This window comes from Bordetella genomosp. 8, from assembly GCF_002119685.1.
Classification (GTDB): Bacteria; Pseudomonadota; Gammaproteobacteria; order Burkholderiales; family Burkholderiaceae_B; genus Bordetella_C.
The window spans coordinates 1,195,760-1,207,466 of sequence record NZ_CP021108.1 but is presented as its reverse complement, the minus strand read 5'-3'; the positions used below and the strand labels follow the sequence as shown (position 1 = coordinate 1,207,466).

Sequence of the window (11,707 nt, the reverse complement as noted above, 5' to 3'; positions counted from 1 at the left end):
TTCGCACGGAACGCGTATGGACGCCGCTACGGTTCAATTGAACGACATCGCGCTTTTCGTAGAAGTGGCGCGCCGCAAGAGCTTCAGCCTGGCGGCGCGCGCGCTGAACATTCCGACATCCACGCTTTCGCGCCGCATCAGCGAACTGGAGCGCGCGGTCGGCATGCGCTTGTTGAACCGCAATACGCGGCGCCTGGACCTGACCGAAGCCGGATCACAGTATTTCGATCGCTGCCAGGGCCTGGTGGACGAAGCGCGCTTCGCGCATGAACAGCTGTTCTCGCGCACCGCGCGGCCGGAAGGCAAATTGACGGTCTGCCTGCCCAGCAGCCTGGCGATGCTGCTGATGGCGGAATCGCTGCAGGCCTTCACCGACGAATATCCGGAAATCGAGTGCGAACTGGACCTGAGCCTGCGCTCGGCCGACCCGCATGCGGAGCCCTTCGACGTGATGCTGCGTTTCGGCGAACCCGCGTCGGCCGACGGCATGGAGGTGCGCGAGCTGATGGCGCTGAGGCGGAACCTGTACGCATCCGAGGATTACGTGGCCCGCCATGGCGAACCACGGACGCCGGCCGACCTGACGCGTTTCGAATGCCTGCGCAGCGGGTCGAGCGAGATGAGCTCCACGTGGATATTGAGCCGCGACGGCGTCGTCGAGCGGGTACCCGTCTACGGCCGCATCATGGCGAACAACATGGGCCTGTTGAGCGACTTCGCCAGCATGGGCCTGGGCATCGCCCCCCTGCCCGTCTACGCCGCCACGCACGGGCGCATCTCCAGCGAGCACAGGCTGCACCACGTCCTGCCGGAATGGTCGGCCGCGCCCCTGCCGGTGTATGCGGTATTTCCCTCGCGCATCCTGCCCGCCAAGACGCGGGCCTTCATGGAATTCATGATGCCCAGGCTGGCGCCCGTCAATGGCGACGCCGCCTGACGCACGGCTGCCTACCAGGCTGCCGCCTCGCTGCCGATGACCTCGGCGCACCAGTCGGTGAACGCGCGTATCGCCGGCGAAAGATGGCGGCTTTGCGGATAGAGGATGGAAATGGGTTCGGGCGGAACCTCGATATCGGCCAGCAGCCTGACAAGACGGCCCTGGGCGATACGCTCGCGCACCATATAACTGGCGGCGCGGATCAAACCCAGGCCGGCCACGCCAGCCGCGACATAGGCGTCGGTATCGTTGACGCTGATGCGATACGTCATCGGCACGGCGACCCATTGTTCCGCCGATCGAAATGTCCAGGTGCCTGAACGACCGGTACTGCCGATGAAGCCCACCGCCGTATGCCGCTTGAGCGCGTCCACGTCTTCGGGTTCGCCGTGCAATTCGAGATAGCGCGGCGACGCGCACACGTACCAGCGAAACGCCCCCAGGCGCCGTGCGATCAGGCGCGATGGCCGCGGCTCACCGGTCCTGACCACACAGTCCAGGCCATGCTGGATCACGTCCACCGTGGCGTCGCTCAGATGCAGGTCCAGGTCTATCCCCGGATACCGCGCGGTGAAATGCGGCAGGGCCGGAATGATGAAATCCCTGGCCAGGGTAGGTGTCGTGCCCACCTTGATGGACCCGCGCAATACGCCCGTCCGTTGCGATGCCATCTCGTCCGCCAGCTGGGCGTCGCGCAGGAGCGCCTTGCAATTATCGTAGTAACGCAGGCCCACGTCGGTGACACTCAGCGCGCGCGTCGTCCGGTGCAGCAGCCGTGCCTCCAGATAGGACTCCAGTTCCTTGATCGTGCGCGTGACCGTCGAAGGCAGGACGTGCATCGTGTCGGCCGCCTTTCTGAAGCTGCCGGCCTCGACGACACGGACAAAGGTTTCCATGGCCTGCAGCCGATCCATGCGATGACGTCCTTGGAATCCGAAAAGCACTATCCATGAATATTATTGTCCAAATTCAAATTATGAAAGTTGTCGGTGACGCTTTATCGCCGGCGCTCCTCGCGGCACCATGGCGACATTCCAATTGATTGCTTCGAAGATAGAAAATAATGTTCAGCGCAAGCCATGATGTGACAACGCCGCGCGGCGTGCTCGTGCTGGGGGCCGGCCAGCTCGGGATGGCGATGCTTTCGGCCCTCGCGCCCCGACTGTGCGCATCGCAAACGCCGATTACGGTGCTGGTATCGCCCGGCACGCTTCGCCAGGCATCGCCGCCCGGCACCGGCAAGCTCGCGGCCTTGCGCGACCTGGGCGTCGAAGTGATCGGCTTCGCTCTGGCGTCCGATATGGCGTCGCTGAGGACGCTTTTTGCCGCGTACGACACCGTGCTGAACTGCAGCGGTTTCGTCGCCGGACCGGGTACGCAGCTGAAGATCAGCAGGGCCGCGCTGGCGGCCAGGGTCAAGCGCTACATTCCGTGGCAGTTCGGCGTGGACTACGACATCGTCGGGCGCGGCAGCGGCCAGCCGGTTTTCGACGAACAGTACGAAGTGCGGCAATTGCTGCGCAACCAGCGAGAAACGGAATGGGTGATCGTGTCGACGGGAATGTTCACCAGCTTCCTGTTCGAGCCGGCCTTCGATGTGGTGAATCTGGAGCGAAGGACGATACACGCGCTCGGCAGCTGGGACACCAAGGTGACCGTGACGACGCCGGAAGACATCGGCAGGCTGACCACCGAAATCCTGCTGGCACGGCCGCGCATCGCCAATGCGCTGGTCTACGTCGCCGGCGACACGATCTCATACGGGGAACTGGCGCGGGTCATCGAGCGAGTCACCGGACAGGACTTCGAAAAAACGGTGTGGACGCAGGAGAAACTGCGCGACGATCTGGCGGCGGCACCGGACGACGTGATGACACGCTATCGAGCGGCTTTCGCGCAGGGCGATGGTATGTGGTGGGAGAAGTCCCGGACCTTCAATGCGCGCGGAGGCTATGAGACGACGGATGTCGAAAGCTATCTGCGGTCCAGGCTGCGGCCAGGGACAGGGGCCCAGGCAGGCGCTTGACGGCTCGCCCGCGATGACCGCGGGCGACCGGAGGAAACGCGCTCAGGCGCGCTTGATCTTTTCCAGCATCTTGAACACGCCCTTGGGCGCGTTCACGAACAGGCGCTTGAAGGACTTGCCCAGGCAACGACGTTCCAGGGTATTGCGACGCACGCGCTTGCGCTCAGCCATGACGAATCTCCAATCTAGTTCCGGGCGTACCGCCCGGGGGGTTCAGTCCCGGGCCGAAGCCCGGACACGCGCCCAGCGGGAATTCCGTGGCGCCGAATGAGGAAAACCCGGCATTCTACCCGGTTTTTCGCCAAGTCGCCGCCGTGACGGTGTTGCGCCCCTGGATCCGGGGACTACATCCGACGCATCGACCGTGGCGGACAGCGGCGAACAGCGGAGTCAGGCCCGCAGGAAAGCGTCTACCTCGGCCGCCGTGGGCAGCGGCTGGACGGCGCCGAAACCGCGCGTCGACAGCGCCGCCGCGGCATTGGCGTAGCGGACCGCCGCGCCCCAGTCGTCGCCCCGGGCGCGCCGCGCCAGCAGGCTGCCCGCGAAACAATCGCCGGCCCCCGTGGCGTCGATGGCGTCGACCACCAGCCCCGGCACGATGACTCGTCCGTGCCCGTCGTCCAGGACGGCGCCTTCGCGGCCCAGCTTCAGCACGATGACACCGGGCGCGCCCGCCGCGCGTATCCAGTCCAGTGTCCGCGCGGCGTCGGCATGGCCGGTGAGGTGCCGCATATCGTCCATGCTGGGCAGGAAAACGTCGGCCTGCCGCATGGCTTCGCGCAGGATGGCGCGGGCGCGGTCCACCGGCCACAGCCGCAACCGCAGGTTCGAATCCAGGCAGACCTGCGTGCCGGCGCCGCGCGCCCGTTCGACGGCGGCGAACACGGTATCGCAGGCACTGGCGCTGATCGCCAGGCTGATGCCGGATACATGCAGGAATGCCGCGCGTTCCACCAGTCCATGCCGCAGGTCTTCCGGGTTCATGCGGCTGGCGGCGGAGCCATGGCGCATATAGCTGAACACATGGCCTTCCGGGCCGTGCTGGACGAAGTACAGGCCGGTGTGCGCATGCGGATCGATCATCGCCCCGCTGGTATCGACGTTCTCGTCGCGCCACAGCTGCATGAGCTGTTCGCCGAACACGTCCGCGCCGACGCGGGTCAGGTACGCGCAGCGCGCCCCCTGGCGCGCCGCGGCGATGATGGCGTTGGACGTATCGCCGCCATAGCCCTGCAGGAACTCCGGATGGCCGGGACGGGTCTGGTTGAACTCGATCAGCGGCTCGCCCAGGCCGACGATGTCGAAATCACGCATGGGCCGCCTCGCGTATGCGCTGGATCTGCGCGACCAGCGCTCCGGAGTCGCGCGCGGCGAAGGCCGCCTTGTCGTACAGGTTGCTGCCGATGCCGACCAGCGACGCGCCCGCCTTGAAGTATTCACCCATGTTCTTTTCCGTCACGCCGCCGGTGGGGCAGAAATCGGTGTCGGGGAACACGGACTTGAGCGCGGCCAGGTGCCCCGGGCCGCCGGTTTCGGCGGGGAATATCTTGACCATGTCGGCGCCCGCGCGGCGTGCCTGGATGACCTCGGACGGCGTGAAGGCGCCAGGCAGGCACAGGGCCGACGCTGCATGCGCCAGTTCGACCATTTCCGGCACCAGGCCCGGCGACACCAGGAAATCCACGCCCGCCACCAGCGCGTCGCGCGCCTGGTCTTCCGTCAGCACCGTGCCCAGCCCCAGCAACAGGCGGTCGCCATGCTTGTCACGCAGCGCCTTGACCAGGTCGATGACGCTGGGAATGGTCCACGTCAGCTCCAGCGTGGTGCAGCCGGCGGCGATGGCGACTTCCGCGGCGTAGGCCGCGGTGGTGGCGTCGTTGTAGCGCAGCACCGGCACCACGCGGGCGGCCATCAGCGCCTGGCGCTTGGACGCACGGGCGTCTAGGGAGGGGTTGGTCGCGTTCATGAGTCCTCTCGAAAAAGTGCGCCGCCGGCAACCGCCGGCCAGGCGCTGAATCTGGCTTGCGCCGCATCGCGCAACCGCATGAGCGGCGCGATGTAGCGGGAGGGCGGCGTCGCCTGCGGGCCCGCCCGGCCAACCGAAAACTGCAGCGTGCTGACGCTGACGCAGGCCAGCGGCTGGCCGCCCTGGCCAGCCAGGGCGACGCTGTAGCAGACGATGCCGCGTTCGTTTTCCTGGTCGTCGACCGCATAGCCGCGCTGGCGGATGCGCGCCAGTTCCTGGCGCAGCGCTTCCTTGTCGGTGATGGTAGCCGGCATGCGGGGCGGCAGCGCCAGGGTGGCGAGCAGGCTGTCGGCGTCCGCCGGCGGCAACGCCGCCAGGTAGGCTTTGCCGGCAGCCGTGCAATGCAGGGCAAGGCGGCCGCCCACTCGCGACGCCATGCGCACGGGGCCGTGGTTTTCCAGCTTGTCGATGTAGATCAGTTCCCGCCCCGCCGGCACCGCCAGGTGGACGGTTTCGCCCGTCTCGTCACGCAGGGCCCGCAGGTCTTCCGCCAGCGCGGCGCGCAGGTCCAGCTGCGACCAGGCGCGGCTGGCCAGTTGCAGCAGCCTCGGCCCCAGCGCATAGCGCACCACCGGACCGGGGCCGCCGGCGGCTTCGGCGATCATGCCCTGTTGCTGCAAGGCGGCGACGATGCGATAGACCGTTCCGCGCGGATAGCCGCAGGCGCGCACCAGCTCCGCCATGCCCAGTGGGCCGGCGGCGTCAGCCACCGCCTGCAGGACGGTCATGAACTTGGAAAAAGCAGCGGTACCGGCAACCTGGGGCGGGCTGTCCATAATATGGTCAGGAGTTTCACAATATAGGCGATTATCCCACAGCGTAGCCCCCGGTCGCTATCCCGACTGGCGATCAAGGGCATGGTCCGCCCCCTATTGACGCCCAGGCTACGATACGTACATGACATCCGAAATCCGCATTGTTGGCGCTCGCCAGAACAACCTGAAAAACCTGGACGTATCGTTCGCCACCGGCGAATTCGTCGTCGTCACCGGCGTATCCGGCTCGGGCAAGAGCTCGCTGGCCTTCGATACCCTTTATGCCGAAGGGCAGCGGCGCTACGTCGAGACGTTCTCCCCCTACGCCCGCCAGTTCCTCGACCGCATGGACAAGCCGCAGGTCGATCGCATCGAAGGCATCCTCCCCGCCATCGCGATCGACCAGACCAATCCTGTGCGCAGCTCGCGCAGCACGGTCGGCACCATGACGGAGCTGAACGATCACCTGAAGCTGTTGTTCGCGCGCGGCGCCCGCCTGTACTGCCGCGGCTGCGGCACCCTGGTGCGCCGCGACACCGCCGATTCCATCTTCCGCTCGCTGCGCGAACGCAGCGCCGGGGCGGACGACCGGCGGCTGGTGGTGACCTTCCCCATCAAGGTCCCCGCCAACTTCACCGAAGACGAAGTGCGCGGTTTCCTGGAACAGCAGGGCTATACCCGCGTGCACGCGCAGGAAGGCGAACCCGCCGCGTCCGAGGCCGAAGGCCCGACGGTCGAGGCCACCGCCAAAAAGAGCAAATCCAAAAGCGCCAAGGCCAAGGCGGGCGCGGGTGCGCCCGCCCAGGCGCTGCGGGTGCTGCACGTGGTGCAGGATAGATTCCGCTTCGGATCGGTGGAGCGCGAGCGGGCGATGGAAGCCCTGGACACCGCCCTGCGCATGGGCGCGGGCCACCTGTCGGTGCACGTGCTCGATGACGACGGCAAGGACGCCCAGGTCTGGAAGTACAGCGATCGGCTGCACTGCGCCGACTGCGACATCGAATACACCGATCCCTTGCCCAGTTCGTTTTCGTTCAATTCGCCGCTGGGCGCATGCGAAGCCTGCCGCGGCTTCGGCCGCGTCATCGGCATCGACTTCGGCCTGGTCGTGCCCGACGAAAACAAGACCCTGCTGGAAGGCGCCATCAAGCCCTGGCAGACCGCCAGCTACAGCGAATGCCAGGACGACCTGCGCAAGTACGCACCCAAGGCCGGTGTGCCCTTGTCGGTGCCCTGGAAAAGCCTGACGCCCGAACAGCGCGATTGGGTCCTGCATGGCGATCCCGAATTCAAGGGCGGCAGCCAGGCATGGAAAACGCAGTGGTATGGCGTGCAGCGCTTTTTTGCCTGGCTGGAAACCAAGGCCTACAAGATGCACGTGCGCGTGCTGCTGTCCAAGTACCGCAGCTACACGCCCTGCCCCGTTTGCCATGGTTCGCGGCTGAAGCCGGACGCGCTGCTGTGGCGCGTGGGCAGCAAGGAAGAAGCGGACATGGTGCTGCCGCCGGACGACGGCCGCTACAAGCGTTTCAAGCCGGTGCAGGCCAATTGGTCCGATGAACTGCTGCATCTGCTGGACGGCCTGTCCATCCATGACCTGATGCTGCTGCCCATCGAACGCGTGCGTACCTTCTTCGACACGCTCGGCTTCGTCGGCGTGCTGGACGCCGCCACCGACCTGTTGCTGACGGAAGTGCGCGCGCGCCTGAAATTCCTGTGCGACGTGGGGCTGGGCTATCTGACGCTGGACCGCCAGAGCCGCACCCTGTCGGGCGGCGAAGTGCAACGCATCAACCTGACCACGGCGCTGGGCACCTCGCTGGTGAACACCCTGTTCGTGCTGGACGAGCCTTCCATCGGCCTGCATCCGCGCGACATGCATCGGGTGGTCGAGGTCATGCATCGCCTGCGCGACGCCGGCAATACGCTGGTGGTGGTGGAGCACGACCCGCAGGTCATGGTCGCGGCCGACCGCGTCATCGATATCGGCCCCGGTCCCGGCGAACGCGGCGGGCATATCGTGTTCGACGGCACGCCCGCGCAGCTGCGCAAGGCGCGCACGCTGACCGGCGACTACCTGGGCGGGCGCCAGCGCGTCGAAGCGCCGCGCCCCATGCCGGTGGCCGCCAACACGCCGCGGCTGCTGTTGGAAGGCGTCAACGCCCATAACCTGAAGAACGTTTCCGTCGAGATCCCGCTGGGCCGGCTGGTGTGCGTCACCGGCGTGTCCGGGTCGGGCAAGTCCACGCTCGTGCAGGACGTGCTCTATCCGGCGCTGCTCAAGCTCAAGGGCCGGCCTTCGGAAGCCCCCGGCGCGCATGCGCGCCTGCTGGGCGCGGAACAGATCACCGACGTCGTCATGGTCGACCAGGCGCCCATCGGCAAGACCGCGCGGTCGAATCCGGCCAGCTATGTCGGCGCCTTCGAGGCGATACGCAAGCTGTTCGCGCAGGCACCGGTCTCGAAAGAGCGCAGCTATACCGCCGGCATGTTCAGCTTCAACAGCGGCGAAGGCCGCTGTCCCACCTGCGGCGGCACGGGCTTCGAACACGTCGAGATGCAGTTCCTGTCCGATGTCTACCTGCGCTGCCCCGATTGCGACGGCAAGCGCTTCCGTCCGGAAGTGCTGCAGGTGCGCGTCGAACACCTGGGCAAGAGCGCGTCGATAGACGAAGTGCTGGACATGACCGTCAGCGAAGCCATCGAGTTCTTCAAGGGCCTGCGCGACGTGCAGACCGGCCTGGCGCCCCTGGCCGACGTCGGCCTGGAATACGTGCGCCTGGGCCAGCCGGTGCCGACCCTGTCGGGCGGCGAGGCGCAGCGCCTGAAGCTGGCGGGCCACCTGGCGGAAGCCGCGCGCAGCGGTATTTCCACGGCCAAGGTCGCCAAGAAAGGCAGCCTGTTCCTGTTCGACGAGCCCACCACCGGCCTGCATTTCGATGACGTCGCGCGGCTGATGCGGGCCTTCCGGCAACTGCTTGCCGCGGGCCACACGCTGCTGATCATCGAACACAACCTGGACGTGATCCGCGCGGCCGATTGGCTGCTGGACCTGGGTCCGGAAGGCGGCGATGCCGGCGGCCTGCTGGTAGGCGTGGGCACGCCCGCCGACCTGATGAAGAATCCCGCGTCGCACACGGGCGCGGCCTTGCGCGACTATGAGGACGCCATCGTACCGGCGGCACGCGAAACCGCCGCCGCCACGGTCCTGGCGGAGCCGGCGCTGGCCTATGGCTATGGCGACGGCAATGGCGGCGACGATGATGACGTCGGCGGCATCCTCGCGTCGCGCGACGATGTGGACGCCGATGCCGGCACGCCGCTGCAGACGGCTGTGCGTCGTCGCGCCACGCAGGCCATCGAAATCCGCAACGCACGCGAGCACAACCTGAAGAACGTCAACGTCGAGATCCCGCGCGACAAGTTCACGGTGATCACCGGCGTATCCGGCTCCGGCAAGTCCACGCTAGCCTTCGACATCCTCTTCAACGAAGGCCAGCGACGCTATCTGGAATCCCTGAACGCCTACGCCCGCGCCATCGTGCAACCGGCCGGCAAGCCGGACGTCGATGCGATCTTCGGCATTCCTCCAACCGTCGCCATCGCGCAGCGCACCAGCCGCGGCGGATTGAAGTCCACCGTGGCCACGATGACGGAAATCCATCATTTCCTGCGGCTGCTGTACGTCAAGCTGGGCGTGCAGTATTCGCCGGACTACAACGTGCCGGTGGAGCCGCAGACGCCGGACCAGATCGTCGCGCGCATCATGCGCGACCGCATGGGCCAGCACATCGGCATCCTGGCGCCCCTGGTCATGGCGCGCAAGGGCTACTACACCGACCTGGCGAAATGGGCCGGCGGCAAGGGCCATACGCATCTGCGGGTGGACGGCGTGTTCACGCCCGTCAGCCCCTGGCCGCGCCTGGACCGCTACCGCGAGCACACGATCGAACTGCCGGTGGCAGACATCCAGGTCAATGCCGCCAATGAACCCGCGCTGCGAGATGCGATCAAGCGCGCGCTGGAATACGGCCAGGGCGCCCTGAGCGTGCTGTGGCCGCTGGACAACCTGCGCGACAACCCCGATACCCCGCTGGAGCAGGCGCACTTCTCCACCAAGCGCACCTGCCCGATCAGCGGCGTCAGCTTCCCCGAGCTGGATCCGCGCATGTTCTCGTACAACTCCAAGCACGGCTGGTGCCCCACCTGCTACGGCGCGGGCGTCGTCATCCCGGAATTCGACGAAGAACAGAGCGGCGAGGAAAGCGCCTGGATCGACGGTTCGGGCGAAGCCCAGGTCTGCCCGGCCTGCCATGGCCAGCGCCTGAACCGCGTGGCCCTGGCCGTGCGCTGGCGCGACCGCAACATCGCCCAGCTGGCCGGCATGGCGGTCAGCGAAGCCCATACCTTCTTCGAGGGCCTGGTGCTGCGCGGCCGCGAGGCCGAAATCGCGCGCGACATCCTGCAGGAAATCCGCAGCCGCCTGAACTTCATGAAGGAAGTCGGCCTGGATTACCTGGCCCTGGACCGTTCGGCGCCCACGCTGTCGGGCGGCGAGGCGCAGCGCATCCGCCTGGCCGCGCAACTGGGATCCAACATGCAGGGCGTGTGCTACGTCCTGGACGAGCCCACCATCGGCCTGCATCCGCGCGACAACCGCATCCTGCTGGACGCCTTGAGCAAGCTGGAAGGCAACGGCAACACGCTGGTGGTGGTCGAGCACGATGACGACACCATACGGCGCGCCGCGCATATCATCGACATCGGTCCCGGCGCCGGCGTGCGCGGCGGCCGCGTGGTGGCCCAGGGCACGGCGCAGGACGTCATCGATGCGCCGGATTCGGTCACCGGTCGCTACCTGGCGCATCCGCTGCAGCATCCGCTACAGGGCCGCCGGCCGGTCGACAAGGACACCGCCTTCATCGAAGTGCGCAATGCCCATCTGCACAACCTGCGCAACGTCACGGCCAGGCTGCCGATCGGCCGGCTCAGCGTGGTGACCGGCGTTTCCGGCTCCGGCAAATCCACCCTGGCGCGCGAAGTCCTGCTGGACAACCTGCTGCAGGCGGTCTCGCAAGGCCAGGCGCCCGCCTGGAAGGGCTGCACCGCGATCAACGGCTGGGAAGTGCTGGACCGCGTGCTCGAAGTGGACCAGACGCCCATCGGCAAGACGCCGCGCTCCTGCCCCAGCACCTATATCGGTTTCTGGGACGAGGTGCGCAAGCAGTTCGCCGACACGCGCGAAGCCCGCATGCGCGGCTGGACGCCGGCGCGCTTTTCCTTCAACACCGGCGACGGCCGCTGCCCGATCTGCGAAGGCCAGGGCATGCGGACGATAGAAATGAACTTCCTGCCGGACGTGAAGGTGCCCTGCGACGCCTGCAACGGCGCGCGCTTCAACGCGGACACGCTGTCCGTGCAGTTGCGCGGCAAGCATGCCGGCGAAGTGCTCGCCATGGAAGTCGACGACGCGCTGGCCTATTTCGAGGCCCATCCCAAGGTGCGCCGGCCGCTGCAACTGATGCAGGACGTCGGCCTGGGATACCTGACACTGGGGCAGCCTTCGCCCACGCTGTCGGGCGGCGAGGCGCAGCGCATCAAGCTGGTGACGGAACTGTCCAAGGCGCGGCTGACGGAAGGCGTCATCACCACTGGACGCGCGTCGCGCGCGCCGCATACGCTATACGTGCTGGACGAACCCACGGTCGGCCTGTCGATGGCGGACGTGGAAAAACTCATCCACGTCCTGCATCGTCTGGTGGAAGCCGGCAATACCGTGGTGGTCATCGAGCACAACCTCGACGTCATCGCGGAAGCCGACTGGCTGCTGGACCTGGGCCCCGAAGGCGGCACCGGCGGCGGCCAATTGGTCGCCCAGGGATCGCCGGAGGACGTCATGGCGCTGCGCGACCGCTCGCACACCGGCCGGGTCCTGGCCGAGTTCCTGGAGCGGCAGTAGAGGT

General features: G+C 67.0%; 8 protein-coding genes. 3 read left to right on the top strand and 5 right to left on the bottom strand.

The genetic code is table 11. The features are described from left to right. Nucleotides 1–16: 16 nt before the first annotated feature. Nucleotides 17–937, top strand: coding sequence for a LysR family transcriptional regulator (locus tag CAL12_RS05465; protein ID WP_086063564.1), 921 nt, complete (start codon nucleotides 17–19; stop codon nucleotides 935–937). An 11-nt stretch (nucleotides 938–948) separates the two neighbouring features. Here the strand turns inward: CAL12_RS05465 and CAL12_RS05460 are convergent, their stop codons facing one another. Next, nucleotides 949–1,851: a LysR substrate-binding domain-containing protein gene (locus tag CAL12_RS05460; protein ID WP_086063563.1), complete on the bottom strand. Its 903-nt coding sequence runs from the start codon at nucleotides 1,849–1,851 to the stop codon at nucleotides 949–951. A 149-nt stretch (nucleotides 1,852–2,000) separates the two neighbouring features. Here CAL12_RS05460 and CAL12_RS05455 point away from each other — a divergent pair, with 149 nt between their 5' ends. Continuing rightward, a complete protein-coding gene (locus CAL12_RS05455) occupies nucleotides 2,001–2,963 on the top strand; it encodes an aromatic alcohol reductase (protein WP_086063562.1) in 963 nt (320 codons plus the stop codon). Between the two features lie 42 nt (nucleotides 2,964–3,005). On the opposite strand, the gene CAL12_RS28580 is transcribed toward CAL12_RS05455, so the two are convergent. From CAL12_RS28580 to CAL12_RS05440, 4 genes are all read right to left on the bottom strand, one after another. Beyond that, nucleotides 3,006–3,134, bottom strand: a complete 129-nt coding sequence (locus tag CAL12_RS28580; protein WP_256987965.1) for a hypothetical protein — start codon at nucleotides 3,132–3,134, stop codon at nucleotides 3,006–3,008. Between the two features lie 219 nt (nucleotides 3,135–3,353). Continuing rightward, nucleotides 3,354–4,277 (bottom strand): sugar kinase, encoded by a 924-nt coding sequence (locus CAL12_RS05450; protein ID WP_086063561.1) that lies wholly within the window; start codon nucleotides 4,275–4,277, stop codon nucleotides 3,354–3,356. Beyond that, nucleotides 4,270–4,929 (bottom strand): bifunctional 4-hydroxy-2-oxoglutarate aldolase/2-dehydro-3-deoxy-phosphogluconate aldolase, encoded by a 660-nt coding sequence (locus CAL12_RS05445; RefSeq protein WP_086063560.1) that lies wholly within the window; start codon nucleotides 4,927–4,929, stop codon nucleotides 4,270–4,272. The genes CAL12_RS05450 and CAL12_RS05445 overlap by 8 nt, the downstream gene beginning before the upstream one ends. Next, on the bottom strand, nucleotides 4,926–5,765 hold the full coding sequence (locus tag CAL12_RS05440) for an IclR family transcriptional regulator (protein ID WP_086063559.1): 840 nt from the start codon (nucleotides 5,763–5,765) through the stop codon (nucleotides 4,926–4,928). The genes CAL12_RS05445 and CAL12_RS05440 overlap by 4 nt, the downstream gene beginning before the upstream one ends. Nucleotides 5,766–5,886: 121 nt before the next feature. Here CAL12_RS05440 and uvrA point away from each other — a divergent pair, with 121 nt between their 5' ends. Then, complete coding sequence (uvrA, locus tag CAL12_RS05435; protein WP_086063558.1) at nucleotides 5,887–11,703, top strand: excinuclease ABC subunit UvrA; 5,817 nt, start codon at nucleotides 5,887–5,889, stop codon at nucleotides 11,701–11,703. Nucleotides 11,704–11,707 lie beyond the last annotated feature (4 nt).

Excerpts from the sequence above, each read along its gene's own strand:
- uvrA (WP_086063558.1), top strand. The coding sequence starts at position 5,887 with ATGACATCCGAAATCCGCATTGTTGGCGCTCGCCAGAACAACCTGAAA.
- CAL12_RS05460 (WP_086063563.1), bottom strand. The coding sequence starts at position 1,851 with ATGGATCGGCTGCAGGCCATGGAAACCTTTGTCCGTGTCGTCGAGGCC.
- CAL12_RS28580 (WP_256987965.1), bottom strand. The coding sequence starts at position 3,134 with ATGGCTGAGCGCAAGCGCGTGCGTCGCAATACCCTGGAACGTCGTTGC.
- CAL12_RS05465 (WP_086063564.1), top strand. The coding sequence starts at position 17 with ATGGACGCCGCTACGGTTCAATTGAACGACATCGCGCTTTTCGTAGAA.
- CAL12_RS05450 (WP_086063561.1), bottom strand. The coding sequence starts at position 4,277 with ATGCGTGATTTCGACATCGTCGGCCTGGGCGAGCCGCTGATCGAGTTC.
- CAL12_RS05440 (WP_086063559.1), bottom strand. The coding sequence starts at position 5,765 with ATGGACAGCCCGCCCCAGGTTGCCGGTACCGCTGCTTTTTCCAAGTTC.
- CAL12_RS05455 (WP_086063562.1), top strand. The coding sequence starts at position 2,001 with ATGTTCAGCGCAAGCCATGATGTGACAACGCCGCGCGGCGTGCTCGTG.
- CAL12_RS05445 (WP_086063560.1), bottom strand. The coding sequence starts at position 4,929 with ATGAACGCGACCAACCCCTCCCTAGACGCCCGTGCGTCCAAGCGCCAG.